This window comes from Pseudomonas sp. B26(2017) (genome assembly GCF_002113045.1).
GTDB lineage: Bacteria > Pseudomonadota > Gammaproteobacteria > Pseudomonadales > Pseudomonadaceae > Aquipseudomonas.
Window position 1 is genome coordinate 295,104 of the sequence record NZ_NEJJ01000002.1, and the last position, 16,383, is coordinate 311,486.

General features: G+C 59.8%; 19 protein-coding genes. 5 read left to right on the forward strand and 14 right to left on the reverse strand.

All coding sequences use genetic code 11. The annotated features are described in order from the left end of the window. The 4 genes from CAF79_RS04330 to exbB form a co-directional block, all read right to left on the reverse strand. On the reverse strand, window positions 1-930 hold the full coding sequence (locus tag CAF79_RS04330; protein WP_064379831.1) for a hydrogen peroxide-inducible genes activator: 930 nt from the start codon (window positions 928-930) through the stop codon (window positions 1-3). Between the two features lie 264 nt (window positions 931-1,194). After that, on the reverse strand, window positions 1,195-1,944 hold the full coding sequence (locus CAF79_RS04335) for an energy transducer TonB (protein ID WP_085696812.1): 750 nt from the start codon (window positions 1,942-1,944) through the stop codon (window positions 1,195-1,197). Then, window positions 1,941-2,369 (reverse strand): TonB system transport protein ExbD, encoded by a 429-nt coding sequence (exbD, locus tag CAF79_RS04340; RefSeq protein WP_064379836.1) that lies wholly within the window; start codon window positions 2,367-2,369, stop codon window positions 1,941-1,943. The genes CAF79_RS04335 and exbD overlap by 4 nt, the downstream gene beginning before the upstream one ends. Window positions 2,370-2,375: 6 nt before the next feature. After that, window positions 2,376-3,329, reverse strand: coding sequence for a tonB-system energizer ExbB (gene exbB, locus CAF79_RS04345; RefSeq protein WP_085696813.1), 954 nt, complete (start codon window positions 3,327-3,329; stop codon window positions 2,376-2,378). Between the two features lie 188 nt (window positions 3,330-3,517). On the opposite strand from exbB, the gene CAF79_RS04350 reads away from it, so the two are divergent. After that, entirely contained in the window at window positions 3,518-4,375 is an 858-nt protein-coding gene (locus CAF79_RS04350; protein WP_085696814.1) for an NAD-dependent epimerase/dehydratase family protein, read from the forward strand. A gap of 63 nt (window positions 4,376-4,438) precedes the next feature. Here CAF79_RS04350 and CAF79_RS04355 read toward each other — a convergent pair whose 3' ends face one another. The 6 genes from CAF79_RS04355 to CAF79_RS04380 all read right to left on the reverse strand — a co-directional run bounded on the left by CAF79_RS04355 (window position 4,439) and on the right by CAF79_RS04380 (window position 9,756). Continuing rightward, window positions 4,439-5,179: a hypothetical protein gene (locus CAF79_RS04355; protein ID WP_085696815.1), complete on the reverse strand. Its 741-nt coding sequence runs from the start codon at window positions 5,177-5,179 to the stop codon at window positions 4,439-4,441. A 73-nt stretch (window positions 5,180-5,252) separates the two neighbouring features. Beyond that, window positions 5,253-5,633 (reverse strand): RidA family protein, encoded by a 381-nt coding sequence (locus tag CAF79_RS04360; protein WP_085685905.1) that lies wholly within the window; start codon window positions 5,631-5,633, stop codon window positions 5,253-5,255. A 24-nt stretch (window positions 5,634-5,657) separates the two neighbouring features. After that, the gene (spoT, locus tag CAF79_RS04365) at window positions 5,658-7,763 is read right to left on the reverse strand and encodes a bifunctional GTP diphosphokinase/guanosine-3',5'-bis pyrophosphate 3'-pyrophosphohydrolase (RefSeq protein ID WP_085696816.1); all 2,106 of its coding nucleotides are present in this window, start codon (window positions 7,761-7,763) and stop codon (window positions 5,658-5,660) included. A gap of 57 nt (window positions 7,764-7,820) precedes the next feature. After that, entirely contained in the window at window positions 7,821-8,090 is a 270-nt protein-coding gene (rpoZ, locus tag CAF79_RS04370; protein ID WP_065258182.1) for a DNA-directed RNA polymerase subunit omega, read from the reverse strand. Between the two features lie 168 nt (window positions 8,091-8,258). Further along, window positions 8,259-8,879, reverse strand: coding sequence for a guanylate kinase (gene gmk / locus CAF79_RS04375; RefSeq protein ID WP_085696817.1), 621 nt, complete (start codon window positions 8,877-8,879; stop codon window positions 8,259-8,261). A 13-nt stretch (window positions 8,880-8,892) separates the two neighbouring features. Further along, window positions 8,893-9,756 (reverse strand): YicC/YloC family endoribonuclease, encoded by an 864-nt coding sequence (locus CAF79_RS04380; protein WP_085696818.1) that lies wholly within the window; start codon window positions 9,754-9,756, stop codon window positions 8,893-8,895. A gap of 267 nt (window positions 9,757-10,023) precedes the next feature. On the opposite strand from CAF79_RS04380, the gene rph reads away from it, so the two are divergent. The 3 genes from rph (at window position 10,024) to gltS (ending at window position 12,742) form a co-directional block, all read left to right on the forward strand. After that, window positions 10,024-10,746 (forward strand): ribonuclease PH, encoded by a 723-nt coding sequence (rph, locus tag CAF79_RS04385; RefSeq protein WP_003229494.1) that lies wholly within the window; start codon window positions 10,024-10,026, stop codon window positions 10,744-10,746. A 29-nt stretch (window positions 10,747-10,775) separates the two neighbouring features. Then, window positions 10,776-11,144 carry a DUF4870 domain-containing protein gene (locus CAF79_RS04390; RefSeq protein WP_085696819.1) on the forward strand — a complete coding sequence of 123 codons (369 nt, stop codon included), beginning with the start codon at window positions 10,776-10,778 and terminating at the stop codon, window positions 11,142-11,144. 389 nt (window positions 11,145-11,533) lie between these two features. Beyond that, on the forward strand, window positions 11,534-12,742 hold the full coding sequence (gene gltS / locus CAF79_RS04395; RefSeq protein ID WP_085696820.1) for a sodium/glutamate symporter: 1,209 nt from the start codon (window positions 11,534-11,536) through the stop codon (window positions 12,740-12,742). A gap of 80 nt (window positions 12,743-12,822) precedes the next feature. Here gltS and CAF79_RS04400 read toward each other — a convergent pair whose 3' ends face one another. Beyond that, window positions 12,823-13,602 carry an exodeoxyribonuclease III gene (locus tag CAF79_RS04400; protein ID WP_007920349.1) on the reverse strand — a complete coding sequence of 260 codons (780 nt, stop codon included), beginning with the start codon at window positions 13,600-13,602 and terminating at the stop codon, window positions 12,823-12,825. Between the two features lie 82 nt (window positions 13,603-13,684). On the opposite strand from CAF79_RS04400, the gene pyrE reads away from it, so the two are divergent. Then, window positions 13,685-14,329 (forward strand): orotate phosphoribosyltransferase, encoded by a 645-nt coding sequence (gene pyrE / locus CAF79_RS04405; protein ID WP_007954442.1) that lies wholly within the window; start codon window positions 13,685-13,687, stop codon window positions 14,327-14,329. A gap of 64 nt (window positions 14,330-14,393) precedes the next feature. Here pyrE and CAF79_RS04410 read toward each other — a convergent pair whose 3' ends face one another. The 3 genes from CAF79_RS04410 to argB form a co-directional block, all read right to left on the reverse strand. Then, the gene (locus CAF79_RS04410; protein ID WP_371917912.1) at window positions 14,394-14,579 is read right to left on the reverse strand and encodes a hypothetical protein; all 186 of its coding nucleotides are present in this window, start codon (window positions 14,577-14,579) and stop codon (window positions 14,394-14,396) included. A gap of 11 nt (window positions 14,580-14,590) precedes the next feature. Next, complete coding sequence (locus CAF79_RS29410) at window positions 14,591-14,857, reverse strand: hypothetical protein (protein ID WP_256574641.1); 267 nt, start codon at window positions 14,855-14,857, stop codon at window positions 14,591-14,593. Between the two features lie 604 nt (window positions 14,858-15,461). After that, complete coding sequence (argB, locus tag CAF79_RS04425) at window positions 15,462-16,367, reverse strand: acetylglutamate kinase (protein WP_007954443.1); 906 nt, start codon at window positions 16,365-16,367, stop codon at window positions 15,462-15,464. Between the last annotated feature and the right edge of the window lie 16 nt (window positions 16,368-16,383).

Consider the following 16,383-nt stretch of genomic DNA (forward strand, 5'->3'; position numbering starts at 1 on the left):
TTAACCGGCCGTGACCGGCGCGGCAGGTTTGGCGACCGAGCACAGGCGAATGGAGTCGGCGAGGATCTCGATGGCTTTCGGGCGAGGGAAACTGGCGCGCCAGGCGATGGCCACGGTGCGGAACGGCACCGGTGCCGACAGTGGACGCACTTCGATCACGCCCGGGGCGTAGTGATGGCTGTCCACCGCCGACAGCGGCAGGATCGAGATGCCCAGGCCGGAGGCGACCATGTGGCGAATGGTTTCCAGCGAGCTGGATTCGACCGTGGTGTGCTTGGCGCCGTCGTTGCCCTTGGTCAGGGTCGGGCAGGCTTCCAGTACCTGATCGCGGAAGCAGTGGCCTTCGCCGAGCAGCAGCAGGCTCTTGTCATTGAGCAGGGCGGCGTCGATGGATTCTTTTTGCGTCCACGGGTGCTGGGCCGGCATCAGGACGTAGAACGGTTCGTCATAGAGCGGCAGGGTCAGCACGTCGGCTTCGTTGAACGGCAGGGCGATGATGATCGCGTCCAGTTCGCCGTTGCGCAGTTTGTCGCGCAGCACGTGGGTGAAGTTTTCTTCGATGTACAACGGCATCTGCGGGGCGACCCGGTGCAGTTGCGGAATCAGGTGCGGGAACAGGTACGGGCCGACGGTGTAGATCGCGCCGACTTTCAGCGGGGCGGTCAGCTGGTTCTTGCCGGCCTGGGCCAGTTCGCGGATGCCCTGGGCCTGCTCCAGCACTTTCTGCGCCTGAGCGACGATGCCTTCGCCGACAGGGGTCAGGCGCACGGCGCTTTTGCTGCGCTCGAAAATCAGCACACCGAGTTCGTCTTCAAGCTTTTTCACGCCCACCGACAGGGTCGGCTGGCTGACGTGGCAACGCTCGGCCGCGTGGCCGAAATGCTGCTCTTGGGCGAGGGTAACGATGTAGCGTAATTCTGTGAGAGTCATAGCAAGCGTCCATGAAGATGCGGGCCAAGCATACCGGCTGCAATCGATAGACGCACGTTATCAGACTGAGTGATGAATGCGACACCGGGCAATGCCGGTTTGCCGTTGGTAGATATGACAAAGGCACCTTTGGGTGCCTTTGTGTCGGGTTCGTCCGGTTGTCGCAGAACCCTGTGGGAGCGAGATTGCTCGCGAAAGCGGTGTATCAGACGAAGCCGCCTTGCCTGACAGGCCTCTTCGCTCCCACAGGTTTTGCGGTGTCTTCTAGCGGCGGCGTTCCAGCGAGTAAACAAACGGCGCAACGATTTCGATCGCACCATTGGTCAGCATGTCGGCCGGTGGCTTGGGCAGCGGCTGGGCGCGGCGGATCATTTCCAGGGTGGCCCGGTCCAGATCGGCGTTGCCGGAACGGCCCACCAGTTCGAACGACAGCACGTTGCCTTCGCCATCAACCACGAAACGCAACCGGTTCAAACCTTCCTTGCCCCGTGCCTGAGCGCTGGCCGGGTACTTTTTGTACTTGGCCAGATGCGCAAGCAGGGTACCTTGCCAACTGGCCTTGGCCGCCAGTTGTGCAGGCGACGGGCCCGGTGCCGGCTGGGCGGATTTCTCCGTCGGTGCCTGGGTCTGCTGAGGCTCCGCCGGTTTTTCCTCGGAAGGTTTTTCCTTCACAGGCTCCGGTTTCTTCTCAACCGGTTTTGGCGGTTGCGGTTTTGGCTTGGGTTTTGGCTTCGGCTTGGGTACGGCAATCTCTGCCTTGGGGGCTTCGGCCAGTTTCGGGATCGGCAGTTCTTCGACCGGAGCCGGTGGCTGCGGTGGCGTGACGACTTTCGGCGGTGCGGGCGGTGGCGGGGCCGGAACCGGTGCCAGCTCGACCATCATTGCCTGCGGCGGCAATTCGATGGGCGGGCGGGCGTTCCAGTTCAGCGCCAGCGCAATGGCCAGCGCGTGAACACCCAGCACCACGGCCAGGCTACCGCTGTAACGCGTCAGCTTATGGCGCGTCGTGATCATTTCTTGACTGCGCTCTCGAGTCCGACCAGACCGACCTTCAGGTAACCGGCGGCGCGCAGGTTATCCATCACGCTCATCAAGTCGCCGTAATCCACGCCTTTGTCGGCCTGGAAGAAGATCGTCGTGTCTTTCTTGCCCTGGGTCTTGGCGTCGAGTGCGGCGCCGAGGGTTTCGGCTTTCACTTCGTCATCGCCGATGAACAGGCGCTGGTCAGCCTTCACGCTGAGGAATACCGGTTTCTCCGGCCGCGGTGCCGGTTTGGCGGTGGAGGCAGGCAGGTCAACCTTGATGTCCACGGTGGCCAGCGGAGCGGCCACCATGAAGATGATCAACAGCACCAGCATCACGTCGATGAACGGCGTGACGTTGATTTCGTGGTTCTCGGCCAGATCGTCGTCTGCGCCTTCTTTCAAATGCAGGCCCATGGCCGATTACCCCACTTTCACCATGTGCGGTTGCGAGCTGTTGCGCTCAGGCTGGTGGTCGAGGTCGCGGCTGACCAGCAACAGAACCTGAGCCGACGCATCGGACACCTGAGCCTTGTAACCGGCGATGGAGCGGGCGAAGACGTTGTAGATGACCACGGCAGGAATCGCGGCAACCAGACCCAGTGCGGTAGCCAGCAGCGCTTCAGCGATGCCCGGTGCTACGACGGCAAGGTTGGTGGTCTGGGTTTTGGCGATGCCGATGAAGCTGTTCATGATGCCCCACACGGTACCGAACAGGCCGACGAACGGCGCAGTGGAGCCGATGGTGGCGAGGACGCCGGTGCCGCTGCTCATGTTGCGGCCACAGGCGGCGACCAGACGCTCGAGGCGGAAGCTGACGCGCTCCTTGATGCCTTCTTTCTCGCGGGCGTTGGCCGACAGGCGCATTTCTTCCAGGGCGTCGTGTACCAGCAGGTTGGCCAGCGTGCCTTCTTTCGCCGCGCTAGCGCTGGCTTCCTTGAGGGAGGCAGCTTTTTTCAGGTTGGCGATTTCACCGCGCAGCCGGCGTTTGGCGCCCATCAGCTCGAAGCCCTTGGCGATCCAGATGGTCCAGGTGATGATCGAGGCGATGGCCAGGCCGATCATCACGGCTTTAACGATGACGTCGGCGTTCTGGTACATGCCCCATGGCGACAGGTCGTGGGCCATGCCCAGGCTGTTGTCGGCTTCGAGGACTTCCGGTGCATCGGCGGCGCTGGCCTCTGCGGCCTGCACCGGATCGGTCGCGGCAGGTGCGGCGGCCGGAGCGCTCTGCTCGGTGGCGGCTGGCGCGGCCGGGACTTGTGCGTCAGCGAATGCAGCAACTGGTGCCAGCATCAGGCTGAGCAGCAGAGCAGCCACGGCGCTCCAGGCGCGAGGTCGGTTGGTTGGCGAAGCGGAGTTTTGAATGCGTGTCATGCTGGCCGGACCTGAGATAGAAAAACGGTGATGCTCTTCCAGGCCTCGTGAGGCCGAGAACAAAAGTGGCGTGCATTATTGCAAGTAATTCTTGTTAACAAAAGTAATAGAGTTGCTTTTTTTCCTTCATTGCTAGCCGCTCGTCCCTTGCCGAGGCTAGTCTGTCGCTTTCCGATGGGAGATTTTTGATGTCCGCGCCTTCTGTTTTGATCGCCGGTTGCGGTGATGTCGGCAGCCGTCTGGCCACGCAATTGCTGGCTGCCGGCTTCCAGGTATACGGCCTGCGCCGGGATGTTTCACGTTTGCCGGAGGGCGTTATCGGTGTGGCCGGTGACTTGTTCAATGAGGATTGCCCGGCGACCTGGCCGGTGGGCGCTATCGATTACCTGGTGTATAGCGCGGCGGCCACCGATCACGATGAGGCCGGTTATCGCGCGGCGTATGTGCAGGGTTTGCAGCATGTGCTGGGTTGGCTGAACGATTACGGGCAAGAGCCTGATCGGTTGCTGTTCGTTTCCAGTAGCAGTGTTTACGGGCAGCAGAACGGCGAATGGGTTGATGAAAAATCCGAAACCGTTGCCGCGGGTTATTCCGGTCGGTTGATGCTGGAGGCCGAGCAGGTTGCGCTCAACAGCGGCATTCCCGCGAGCATCGTGCGCCTGACCGGCATTTATGGCCCGGGACGTGAATGGCTGCTGACCCAGGTACGCCGTGGTTATCGTGTGGCGGTTGACCCACCGCTGTATGGCAATCGCATCCATGCCGATGATGCGGCGGGGTTGATGGCTTATCTGCTGGACGCGGATCGCAAGGGCGTGGCGCTGGATGACATCTACATCGGCGTGGACGATGCGCCGGCGCCGCTCGCCGAGGTGGTGGCGTGGCTGCGCGAGTATCTGGGCGTCACCGAATGGTCGGAAGACGAGAGTGTGCGTCGTACCGGCAGCAAGCGTTGCAGCAATGCACGGGCCAAGGCGTTGGGCTGGGTGCCGAAGTATCCGAGTTATCGCGAGGGGTATGCCGCGATTCTTGAAGGTCGCTGCTGACTTGCGGACATAAAAAAGGCGGGAGCAATGGCTTGCTTCCGCCTTTCTTGTCTCAAGCGCAGATCACTGCTTCTCAAGCAACCACTTGCGCTCACCCGGGGTGAACTGCGGTTGTTCGTCCGCCAGCGCCGTATTCACGGCCTGCAGGATTTCCAGCTCTTTGCCCTTGCGCACAAAGATCCAGTTGTTGCCCTGGCCGTTCTGCTGCAACCACATGCTGTCGTTGCCGCTGCTCATCGACGCGCAATCGCCCGCGAGGCACAGGGCATAGCGGTCGGCACCCGGCAGACCGGAGACTTGGCCGTCAGCCTGAAACTGCACGGTGGCGCCTTCGCCCTGGCCGCTGGTGATCGTCCAGTTGCCGCCCAGATAAGCGGAATACAGCGCGCGTTCGAAGCTGGCGCCGATCGGTGCGCCGTCCGGCACTGGAATTTGCGCGCGGTCGAAGACTTGTTCCGGTTCGTTTTCGTTGGCGGCTTGTTGCAGTTGGCCACCATCACGTTTCAGCTCGCTGGCGGAGCTGCCATAGAAGTCGACTTTCCAGACGCCGGACTGTTCGCCGAGCAAGCGACCTTCGACGTTTTCGAAACCGTTGGTATAGCGGGCCTGGCCGGCCTTGGTGTTGACGTCCCACTCCAGATTCGGGCCGTAAGCCTGAAGCGCTTCGCGCAGGGGGCCGCCCTTGGCAGCGGCATCGATGGCGACCTGATTGATCCAGGTGCCGCTGATGTCACGGTCGGCAGGGTTGCTGGCGCAACCGCCGAGGAAAATGGCGAGCAGCGAGAGAGCAAGCGCTTTGCGCATGGTGGAATCCTTTCAAAACCTTTTCTTTACCGCAGAGCGGTCGGCGCGGTGTGTTGGACCGCGCCATGGCGCATTACTCGATGACCAGAATGGCATCCATTTCAACCTGCGAACCCTTCGGCAGGGCTGCCACGCCGATGGCGGCGCGAGCCGGGTAAGGCTGGTCGAAGTACTTGCCCATGATCTCGTTGACCTTGGCGAAGTGGCTCAGGTCGGTGAGGAAGATGTTCAGCTTGACGATGTCCTTGAACGAACCGCCGGCGGCTTCGGCCACGGCTTTCAGGTTCTCGAACACCTGGACGGTCTGGGCTTCGAAGCCTTCGACCAGTTCCATGGTTTTTGGATCGAGGGGAATCTGACCCGACATGTAAACGGTATTGCCGGCCTTGATCGCCTGGGAATAAGTACCGATGGCGGCCGGGGCCTTGTCGCTGCTGATAACAGTCTTGGTCATGTATGACTCCTTGTATTGTTTGAGTTATGCGCGCATGCGGGTGATGCGGATCACCCCGGTCAGGGCGCGCAGTTTCTTGATCACGCGGGCCAGGTGCACACGGTCGTGGACGCTGACCACCAACTGGACGACGCTGATGCGACCATCGCGTTCGTCCATGCTGATTTTCTCGATATTGCCGTCGGCTGCGTTGACGCTGCTGGCCAGCAGGGCGATCAGGCCGCGCTGGTGCTCCAGCTCGACGCGCAGTTCGACGTTGAATTCGCCGGTGACATCCTTGGCCCACGAAAGCTGGATGCATTTTTCCGGGTTGTGGCGGATTTCGCTGATGTTGCGGCAGTTTTCCAGGTGCACGACCATGCCTTTGCCCGCCGACAGGTGGCCGACAATCGGGTCGCCCGGGATCGGCGTGCAACATTTGGCATAGCTGAGGACCAGACCTTCGGTGCCGCGAATCGCCAGCGGGCCTTCCGGACTTGGCAATTGCTCGCCTTCGCCGAGCAGGCGGCGTGCCACGACATAGGCCATGCGGTTGCCCAGGCCGATGTCTTCGAGCAGGTCTTCGATCAGTTCGAGGCGGTATTCGGTGAGCATCGCCTTCACGCGCTCGGCCGGAATCTGTTCCAGCGCGCTGTCGAAGCCGTTGAGCACCTTGTTCAACAGGCGCTCGCCGAGGCTGATGGATTCGGAGCGGCGTTGCAGTTTCAGCGCATGGCGGATGTGGGTTCGCGCCTTGCCGGTGACCACGAAGTTGAGCCACGCCGGGTTCGGCCGCGCGCCGGGGGCACTGACGATCTCGACCGTGGAACCGCTTTGCAGCGGTTCGGACAGCGGTGCGAGACGACGGTTGATCCGGCAGGCGATGCAGCTGTTGCCGACGTCGGTGTGCACCGCGTAGGCGAAGTCGACCGCCGTGGAGCCTTTGGGCAACTCCATGATCCGGCCTTTGGGCGTGAACACGTAGACCTCGTCCGGGAACAGGTCGATCTTCACGCTTTCGATGAATTCCAGCGAGTTGCCGGCACGTTGCTGCATTTCCAGCACGCCTTTGACCCACTGACGGGCTCGGGCGTGAGTGCCTTTCGGCTGCTCGTCGCCGCTGGATTTGTACAGCCAATGGGCGGCGATGCCGTTGTTGGCCATCTCTTCCATTTCGCGGGTACGGATCTGGATCTCGATCGGTACACCGTGCATGCCGAACAGCGTGGTGTGCAGCGACTGATAGCCGTTGGCCTTGGGAATCGCGATGTAATCCTTGAAGCGGCCCGGCAACGGTTTGTACAGATTATGCACGGCACCCAGTACGCGGTAGCAGGTGTCGACCTTGTCGACGATGATCCGGAACGCGTAGACGTCCATGATCTCGTTGAAGGCCCGACGCTTGCCGCGCATTTTCTTGTAGATGCCGTAGAGGTGTTTCTGGCGACCGCTGACTTCGCCCTGGATGCCGTCGATGGCGAGGCAATGGCCGAGGGACTCTTCGATCTTGTTGACGATTTCCTTGCGGTTGCCGCGGGCGCGTTTGACCGCCTGGTAAATCCGCGCGGAACGCATCGGGTGCATGGCCTTGAAGCCGAGGTCTTCGAACTCGATGCGTACCGAATGCATGCCCAGCCGGTTGGCGATGGGGGCATAGATTTCAAGGGTTTCCTTGGCGATGCGCCGGCGCTTTTCACCGGACAGCACTTCCAGGGTGCGCATGTTGTGCAGACGGTCGGCGAGCTTGACCAGGATCACGCGAATGTCGCGCGCCATGGCCATGGCCATTTTCTGGAAGTTTTCCGCCTGGGCTTCGGCCTTGGTCTCGAAGTTCATCTGGGTCAGTTTGCTGACCCCGTCGACCAGTTCGGCCACGGTCTCGCCGAACTGCGCTTGCAGCGCTTCCTTGGCGATACCGGTGTCTTCGATCACGTCATGCAGCATCGCGGCCATCAGGCTCTGATGGTCCATGTGCATGTCGGCAAGAATGTTCGCCACGGCAAGAGGATGCGTGACATACGCCTCGCCGCTGCGGCGGCGTTGGCCGTCGTGGGCTTGTTCGGCGTAGAAATACGCTCGGCGGACCAGATTGACCTGGTCCTGACCGAGGTAGGTCGATATTCGATCGGCGAGGGCGTCTATGCTCGGCATGATGACTCCTGCCGCAAGCTGTGATCCCGCGCCTTGCTACGTCGACCAGGCATAGGCTTAAACGGCCTCGTTGGACTCGTCCTCTGGAGCAAAGGCAGCGAAGACCGGGTCTTCGGTGACAATTTCTTCGGCGGCGATGAATTCGGGAGTCACGATACCTTCAGCGATTTCGCGCAGGGCGACGACGGTAGGCTTGTCGTTTTCCCATGCCACTTTCGGCTCTTTGCCGCCGGTGGCCAGTTGACGGGCACGCTTGGTAGAGAGCATGACCAGCTCAAAGCGGTTATCCACGTGTTCTAGGCAGTCTTCAACGGTTACGCGGGCCATGGTATTCCTCGGAGCGAATGCAATATGCGCGCTGCCCGGTTGGGCGAGCGGACTCGGCAGTTTAAAAAAACACCAGCGATTAGGGAAGCGCTGATTTTTTGACCAGACTCTTCAACGCGCTGCAAGCACCAATGTAAAGCTCTTGCAGCGGTTTTGTGAAGTGCTGTTTCAGCCCAGCAATTCAGCCAGCAATTTGCCAAAACGCACTTGCTGGCGTTTCTGTTGCAGCTGGTTGGCGCGGAAAATCGCCTTCAGATCATCCAGCGCGTGGGCGAAATCGTCGTTGATGATCAGGTAGTCGTATTCGACGTAGTGGCTCATCTCGCTGACCGCTTCGCGCATCCGGCCGTCGATGATCTCGTCGCTGTCCTGGCCACGGTTGGTCAGGCGCTGGTGCAGGGCCTGCAGCGATGGCGGCAGAATGAAGATCGAGCGGGCCTGCGGCATCAGCTTGCGCACTTGTTCCGCGCCTTGCCAGTCGATTTCCAGAATCAGGTCATGGCCTTCGTCCAGGGTCTGCTGCAGGCGGCTTTGCGAGGTGCCGTAGAAGTTGCCGAAGACTTCGGCGCGTTCCAGGAAATCGCCGTGCTCGCCCATCTTCACGAACTCTTCGCGGGTCACGAAGTGGTAGTTCACGCCGTCCACTTCGCCCGGGCGCATGGCGCGGGTAGTGTGGGAAATCGAGACGCGGATTTCCGGTTTGGCGTCGGTCAGGGCCTTGACCAGACTGCTTTTGCCCGCGCCCGAGGGGGCGGAAATGATGTACAGGGTGCCGGTACTGTGGGTCATGTCGGAGATAGCCTTACTCAATATTCTGCACTTGTTCGCGCATCTGCTCGATCAACACCTTGAGGTTGACCGCCGCCTGGGTGCTGCGCGGGTCGAAGGCCTTGGAGCCCAGTGTGTTGGCTTCGCGGTTGAGCTCCTGCATCAGGAAGTCCAGGCGCCGGCCGGCGGCACCGCCGGATTTCAGCACCCGGCGAACTTCGATGATGTGAGTACTCAGGCGATCCAGTTCTTCGGCCACGTCGCTTTTTTGCGCGAGGATGACCATTTCCTGTTCCAGGCGCTGCGGGTCCAGTTCGGCCTTCATGTCGGCGAAACGGTCGAGGACTTTCTGGCGCTGGGTGGCAAGCATCTGCGGAACCAGTTCGCGCAGGGTCACCACATCTTCTTCGATGGCGGTCAGGCGATCGTTGATCAGGCGTGCCAGCTCTGCGCCTTCGCGCTCGCGGCCGGCCTTGAGGTCTTTCAGGCCTTGATTGAACAAGGCCAGCGCCTCGGCGTTCAGCGCTTGCGGGTCGGTGGCGTCTGCGACCAGTACGCCCGGCCAGGCCAGCACTTCCAGCGGGTTCAGCGCCGCCGGGTTCTTGATCAGGCTGGCGACGGTTTCGGCCGCAGCGACCAGTTGCGCGGCGCGCTCGCGATCCACTTGCAGCGGCTTGCCGGCGCTTTCTTCGGTGAAGCGCAGGGTGCACTCCAGTTTGCCGCGCGACAGGCCCTGGCGCAGGGCTTCGCGGACGGCGCCTTCGAGGTCGCGAAACGATTCCGGCAGACGTAGATGGGGTTCCAGGTAGCGGCTGTTGACCGAGCGCAGCTCCCAGCTCAGGGTGCCCTGAACGCCGGCTTTTTCGACGCGGGCGAAGGCGGTCATGCTGTGCACCATGGGGTGACCTCGCGATACAGATCGGCGCGAATTGAAGCTCCGCAGCTCGATATCAATGAATTTAAGCCGACTGGCAGCAAAGGCGCAGGATTGTAGCGCAGTGCGGCAGATGCGCCCAAACACACGGTGTGACAAAGGGCTGCAGGCCGTCGGCGAAGCGCGTTTCAGGGCCTTCGGTCGTCGGCGGGATTTTTTAACGAGTGCCCAGGCGCGGCGTGCGGCTCTATAATGCTCCGCAGTTTTCCGTCCCCAGTACAGGTATCTCCTATGAAACGTCCAAGTGGTCGCGCTGCCGATCAGCTCCGCTCGATCCGCATTACCCGCAACTACACCAAACACGCCGAGGGATCCGTACTGGTCGAATTCGGTGATACCAAAGTCATCTGCACCGTCAGCGTTGAAAATGGCGTGCCGCGTTTCCTTAAAGGTCAGGGCCAGGGCTGGCTGACCGCCGAATACGGCATGCTGCCGCGTGCTACCGGTGAACGTAACCAGCGTGAAGCGAGCCGTGGCAAGCAGGGCGGTCGCACCCTGGAAATCCAGCGCCTGATCGGCCGTTCCCTGCGCGCTGCACTGGACATGTCCAAGCTGGGCGACGTCACCCTGTATGTCGACTGCGACGTGATCCAGGCCGACGGTGGCACCCGTACCGCGTCGATCACCGGCGCCATGGTTGCGCTGGTCGATGCACTGAAAGTGATCAAGAAGCGTGGCGGCCTGAAAGGTGGCGACCCGCTCAAGCAAATGATCGGTGCCGTATCTGTTGGCATGTACCAGGGCGAGCCAGTGCTGGATCTGGACTATCTTGAGGATTCCGCCGCCGAGACCGACCTCAATGTGGTGATGACCAGCACCGGTGGTTTCATCGAAGTGCAGGGCACCGCTGAAGGCGCACCGTTCCAGCCTGAAGAGCTGAACGCGATGCTGGAACTGGCCAAGAAAGGCATGAACGAGATCTTCGAACTGCAAAAGGCTGCACTGGCCGACTGAGCAGGTTCGCAACCCGCAAGGAGGACGAGATGAGTGATGAGCAAGAGTTGTTGCCCAAGCCGAGCCAGGAGGTTCGCCAATGGGCGATGTTTTGTCACTTGTCCGCCTTGCTGGGGATCTGGATTCCGTTCGGAACGCTGATCGGGCCACTGGTCCTGTGGCAGATGAAGCGCGAGACCGATCCGTTCATCGACGCCCAGGGCAAGGAAGCGCTGAATTTCCAGATCACCGTGGCGATTGCTTCAATGATCTGCTTCGTACTGATGCTGGTGATCATCGGGTTCGTGCTGTTCGGCCTGCTGGCCATTGCGGCGCTGGTGCTGACAATCATCGGTGGCGTAAAAGCCAATGAAGGTTTTCCGTACCGTTATCCGTTTACCTGGCGCTTGATCAAATAGCATTCAACCGAAAGGTGCATGTTGGAATAATCAATTCTGCATATTTAAAAAGCCCTGGCCTGTCAGGGCTTTTTTTGCAACTTAATAAACCTGAGTTCCTTGTAGGAATAATCTGTCTGCGATGAATGGCAAAAGAAATTTTATATATTCATCGCTCTTACATTTTTAGTCACAACTGTAATGCCTCGATGCGGCCAATGGGCATTGGCAGCATGACTTTGCGCTTGTTAAGGTTGCCGCACGTCATATTCCTTCAGAAATATTTCGATATATTCAGACCATCGAAGGCTCTTGAATTTCAGTGTTTCCAGTGTTGAAACAGCCAGCCGATTCGTGAGGCGTAACCAGGGAAAAGTTCGCCTGCGAATATATAGCCAAGAATAAACCAGATGATTCAGCTCGATTTCTACGGCACGCTCGTGGCCGCTTCTCTTGTACTTCTGCTGGGACGTGGTCTTGTTACCCGTGTTGGTGTACTGCGCAATTTCAATATTCCCGAACCGGTTGCGGGTGGCCTGTTGGTTGCTGTGGTTCTTCTGGTATTGCGAGCGCTCGATATAGAAGTCCGATTCGATACCTCGCTGCAGGCACCGCTCATGCTGGCGTTTTTTGCCACTATCGGTCTGAGTGCGGACTTCGCCAGCCTCAAAAAGGGCGGTCGCGTAGTAGGGATATTTATATTAGCGGTCGCCGGTCTCCTGATCCTGCAGAACGCCATGGGCATCGGACTCGCCACATTGCTGGGGCTTGACCCGCTGATGGGGCTGTTGACGGGTTCCATCACACTGGCCGGTGGTCATGGAACCGGTGCCGCGTGGGGAACGGTATTCAGCGAGAAATACGGTCTGGCCTCCGCCTCCGAGCTGGCGATGGCCTCGGCGACATTCGGTCTTGTACTGGGTGGACTGATCGGTGGGCCGGTTGCCCGTCTGCTTATCAAACGTGTCGAGGTGCCTGGTTGTCATGCGCAGGAGGCGCCGCGTCTGCCAAAGGGGTTCGAGCAGCCGAACAGGGAGCGCTCGATCACGCCGTTCTCGTTCATCGAAACACTGGCGCTGATCGCGGTCAGCCTGCTGGTGGGCAATCTCCTGAACGGGCTGCTGCACGGCACGGCATTCGAGTTGCCGACATTCGTTTGTGTCTTGTTTGTGGGCGTCGTGTTGCGTAACGGCCTCTCGGCGTTGGGCCTGTATCAGGTATTCGAGCGGGAAGTCTCGGTGCTGGGCAACGTCAGTCTGTCGCTGTTTCTGGCCATTGCGCTGATGTCGCTCAAGTTGTGGGATCTGGCAGCCCTGGCGTTGCCGATCTTCATTATCCTGGCCGTGCAGACGCTGGTCATGGCGCTGTTCGCGGTGTTCGTGACGTTCAGGATCATGGGCCGCAATTACGACGCGGCAGTGCTGGCGGCCGGGCATTGCGGTTTCGGCCTCGGTGCGACGCCTACCGCCATCGCCAACATGCAAGCGGTGACGCAGCGTTACGGTCCTTCGCAGATCGCGTTTCTGGTCGTACCGATGGTGGGTGCATTTTTCATCGATATCATCAACGTCATAGTGATCAAGTTGTATCTGGCGCTGCCGTTCTTCGCCGCGGTCTGACGCGCGTTCCAGCCTGGGTTTGACGCAAAAAAATGCCCGTATCCTGCGATACGGGCATTTTTTCTACTGCGAAACGAAGCTTAGATGGTCAGCGTCCAGTCGTAGTCGACGATCAGCGGCGCGTGCTGCGAGAACCGTGGCTGACGCGGCAGGCGTGCGCTGCGCACGAAGCGCCGCAGGCCCGGGGTCAGGATCTGGTAGTCGAAACGCCAGCCCAGATTCAGCATCTCGGCCTGTTCGTTGTCCGGCCACCAGCTGTACTGGTCGCCTTCGCGGCTGACTTCGCGCAGGGCGTCTACATAGCCCATGTTGCCGACAATCTCGTCCATCCAGGCGCGTTCTGGCGCCAGGAAGCCCGGAGATTGCTGGCTGTCGCGCCAGTTCTTGATGTCGAGCTTCTGCTGCGCGACGTACAGCGAGCCACAATAAATGTACTCGCGACGTTTGCGCCGCTGTTTGTCCAGGTACTTGCCGAAGTCGTCCATGAGCTTGAACTTCTGGTTCAAGTCTTCATCGCCGTTCATCCCCGAAGGAAGCAGCAAGGTGGCAATACTGACTTTGTCGAAATCTGCTTGCAGGTAGCGCCCGTAGCGGTCGGCCGTCTCGAAGCCGAGACCGCTGATGACAGCCTTCGGTTGCAACCGCGAATACAAAGCCACGCCGCCTTGGGCAGGGACTTCAGCATCGCAGGCATAAAGGAAGTAGCCGTCCAGTTGGAAGGCTGGGTCGTCCAGTTCAAAGGCGGAGGCACGGGTGTCCTGCAGGCAGATGACGTCGGCATTCTGTGCCTGCAGCCAACTGAGCAAACCGCGCTCGACTGCAGCCTGAATACCATTGACGTTCACACTGATGATCCGCATAAATGGCCCCAAAAATCGCGTGCGTGTATGATACACGGCGTCAAGCTAATTAGCTAAATCCGTGGTATTTGGGGTTTTTTTCATGCAAGCGTATCAGCGCGATTTCATTCGTTTTGCCATCGATCGCGGCGTTTTGCGCTTCGGTGAGTTCACCCTGAAGTCCGGGCGCACCAGTCCTTACTTCTTCAATGCCGGCCTGTTCAACTCGGGCTCCGCGCTGGCACAGCTGGGCCGTTTCTACGCCGCAGCCATCGCCGAGAGCGGTATTCCGTTCGACGTGCTGTTCGGCCCGGCCTACAAAGGCATCCCGTTGGCGGCAACCACTGCCGTGGCGTTGGCCGAACACCACAACCGTGATCTGCCATGGTGCTTCAACCGCAAGGAAGCCAAGGCTCACGGCGAAGGCGGCAGCCTGGTCGGTGCACCACTGACCGGTGAGGTGCTGATCATCGACGACGTGATCACTGCCGGCACCGCGATCCGTGAAGTGATGCAGATCATTGCTTCCCAGGACGGCGCCAAGGCTGCCGGCGTGCTGATCGCCCTGAACCGTCAGGAGCGCGGCAACGGTGAGCTATCGGCAATCCAGGAAGTCGAGCGTGATTTCGGCATCCCGGTCATCAGCATCGTTTCGCTGAATCAGGTGCTGGAATTCCTGGCTGACGATCCGCAGCTCAAGCAGCACCTGCCAGCCGTTGAAGCCTATCGCGCCCAGTTCGGCGTCTGATCGCTTCTTCCAGGCAAAAAAAGACCCCGCTCAGTCAGGCTGAGCGGGGTCTTTTGGTTTTCAGCTAACGCAGCATGCGCCATTTTTTAAGCAATTTCAGCGTCAGGATCGTATTGTTCAACGCAAATGCCAGCAGCGCCCCAACCACCATCACGTACAGCGTGCGATCAACATCGAAGTCCCACAGATCCAGTGTGCTGCTGTCGATAATGCGCACGGCGGCTGGCAGATTGACGTAAAACAGCGCCACAAAGGCGCACGTCAGTGGTAGCGCACGCCAGTAAAAGGCGTTTTTGATCTTCTGGCGACTGCGCGCATGCTCTGCTGCAGGATGTCATCGAGCTGATTGCGAAAGCGCGATACGGTGTTCTTCAGCAAGGTTTTGCTCTGACTCTGGGTCAGTTGAAAAATGGTCGAGATTTGCGATTCGGTCGGTAATGTCTGCCCGAAGTAGCTTTGAATCAGGTAAAGGAGACGATCCTGCCTGGCTTCGTCGGCCCGGCTGGGCATGCCGCCCTCGACCAGCATTTTCAGGTACTCGGTCAGGCTGGCCTTGGCGATACGCTGAAGAGCGTGGGCAATTTCCGCGTCGCCGATGCGCAGGGTTTTTTTGACCGGTTCCTTTTACTCCTGCTCGAAAGCGTCGGCGTCGATCGTGAATGAGATCTGCATGATTCAGTTCTCCACGATTATTTGGAGGACTGATCCGGATACGGATCTGCCACTGCATCGCCCTGACCGCTCAAGATGTTCCAGCCATTGAGCACGTGGGTGCTGGGTTGGTAGTCAGGGCAGGGCGGAAGCGAGGTTTTCGATTGATTGGAGTACCGGCGTCCACAATCTGCACATTTGTAGGTGCCTGCTGAAACGTCACTGCCATACGGTACGTGGTTTTTTTGCATGGGGAAGATCTCCTGTGAATTCAGGGAAGATCCTATGAAGATTGCTGCTTTCGCGATGTAGGACGCTTCGCTGATGAGCGTCGGATATTTCTTTCGCGCACAAAAAAATCGCAGACTTCGTCATCTCCTGCAGAAATTTCATACACGCGAAATTCGTTTTTGCAGGAATTGCCGCAGGCTGCGATCTTTTATCTTTTATCTTTTATCTTTTATCTTTTATCTTTCAGCGATCAGGGACGCTTGCGATTACTGATCAGCGTGCCCACACCGGTGTCGGTGAAGATTTCCAGCAGGATCGCGTTTGGTACGCGGCCATCGATGATCAGCGAGCTGCCGACACCGCCCTGAACCGCTTCCAGCGCGCAGCGGATTTTCGGCAGCATGCCGCCGTAGATGGTGCCGTCGGCGATCAGGTCGTCGACCTGCTGAGTGCTCAGGCCAGTCAGTACGGTGCCCGACTTGTCCATCAGGCCGGCGATGTTGGTCAGCAGCATCAGCTTCTCGGCTTTCAGTGCTTCGGCAACCTTGCCGGCCACCAGGTCGGCGTTGATGTTGTACGACTCGCCGTTTTCACCCACGCCGATCGGCGCGATCACCGGGATGAAGTTGCCCTTGACCAGCAGGTTCAGCAGTTCGGTGTTGATCCCGACCACTTCGCCCACATGGCCAATGTCGATGATTTCCGGCTGGGTCATCTCCGGGGTCTGGCGGGTGACGGTGAGCTTCTTCGCACGAATCAGCCCGGCGTCTTTACCGGTCAGGCCGATGGCGCTGCCGCCGTGACGGTTGATCAGGTTGACGATGCTTTTGTTGACCTGGCCGCCGAGGACCATTTCCACCACGTCCATGGTTGCGGCGTCGGTGACACGCATGCCGTCGACGAAATGGCTTTCGATCGACAGGCGCTTGAGCAGATCACCGATCTGCGGGCCGCCGCCGTGAACCACGACCGGGTTGATGCCCACGGCCTTCATCAGCACGATGTCGCGGGCGAAGCCGGTTTTCAGCTCCTCGCTTTCCATCGCGTTGCCGCCGTATTTGATCACCAGCGTCTTGCCGACGTATCGGCGGATGTAAGGCAGCGCTTCGGACAGGACCTTGGCAGTGTTGGCGGCGGCATCGCGTTCGAGGGTCATTCAGGGCTCCGGGTGA

What these genes read in the sequence shown, in the direction of transcription:
- CAF79_RS04355 (WP_085696815.1), bottom strand. Translation starts at nt 5,179, where the DNA reads ATGCGCAAAGCGCTTGCTCTCTCGCTGCTCGCCATTTTCCTCGGCGGT.
- CAF79_RS04360 (WP_085685905.1), bottom strand. Translation starts at nt 5,633, where the DNA reads ATGACCAAGACTGTTATCAGCAGCGACAAGGCCCCGGCCGCCATCGGT.
- rph (WP_003229494.1), top strand. Translation starts at nt 10,024, where the DNA reads ATGAAACGTCCAAGTGGTCGCGCTGCCGATCAGCTCCGCTCGATCCGC.
- rpoZ (WP_065258182.1), bottom strand. Translation starts at nt 8,090, where the DNA reads ATGGCCCGCGTAACCGTTGAAGACTGCCTAGAACACGTGGATAACCGC.
- CAF79_RS29410 (WP_256574641.1), bottom strand. Translation starts at nt 14,857, where the DNA reads ATGCTGGTCGAGGGCGGCATGCCCAGCCGGGCCGACGAAGCCAGGCAG.
- CAF79_RS04390 (WP_085696819.1), top strand. Translation starts at nt 10,776, where the DNA reads ATGAGTGATGAGCAAGAGTTGTTGCCCAAGCCGAGCCAGGAGGTTCGC.
- CAF79_RS04330 (WP_064379831.1), bottom strand. Translation starts at nt 930, where the DNA reads ATGACTCTCACAGAATTACGCTACATCGTTACCCTCGCCCAAGAGCAG.
- CAF79_RS04350 (WP_085696814.1), top strand. Translation starts at nt 3,518, where the DNA reads ATGTCCGCGCCTTCTGTTTTGATCGCCGGTTGCGGTGATGTCGGCAGC.
- CAF79_RS04380 (WP_085696818.1), bottom strand. Translation starts at nt 9,756, where the DNA reads ATGGTGCACAGCATGACCGCCTTCGCCCGCGTCGAAAAAGCCGGCGTT.
- gmk (WP_085696817.1), bottom strand. Translation starts at nt 8,879, where the DNA reads ATGACCCACAGTACCGGCACCCTGTACATCATTTCCGCCCCCTCGGGC.
- exbD (WP_064379836.1), bottom strand. Translation starts at nt 2,369, where the DNA reads ATGGGCCTGCATTTGAAAGAAGGCGCAGACGACGATCTGGCCGAGAAC.
- exbB (WP_085696813.1), bottom strand. Translation starts at nt 3,329, where the DNA reads ATGACACGCATTCAAAACTCCGCTTCGCCAACCAACCGACCTCGCGCC.
- CAF79_RS04400 (WP_007920349.1), bottom strand. Translation starts at nt 13,602, where the DNA reads ATGCGGATCATCAGTGTGAACGTCAATGGTATTCAGGCTGCAGTCGAG.
- argB (WP_007954443.1), bottom strand. Translation starts at nt 16,367, where the DNA reads ATGACCCTCGAACGCGATGCCGCCGCCAACACTGCCAAGGTCCTGTCC.
- CAF79_RS04335 (WP_085696812.1), bottom strand. Translation starts at nt 1,944, where the DNA reads ATGATCACGACGCGCCATAAGCTGACGCGTTACAGCGGTAGCCTGGCC.
- spoT (WP_085696816.1), bottom strand. Translation starts at nt 7,763, where the DNA reads ATGCCGAGCATAGACGCCCTCGCCGATCGAATATCGACCTACCTCGGT.
- pyrE (WP_007954442.1), top strand. Translation starts at nt 13,685, where the DNA reads ATGCAAGCGTATCAGCGCGATTTCATTCGTTTTGCCATCGATCGCGGC.
- gltS (WP_085696820.1), top strand. Translation starts at nt 11,534, where the DNA reads ATGATTCAGCTCGATTTCTACGGCACGCTCGTGGCCGCTTCTCTTGTA.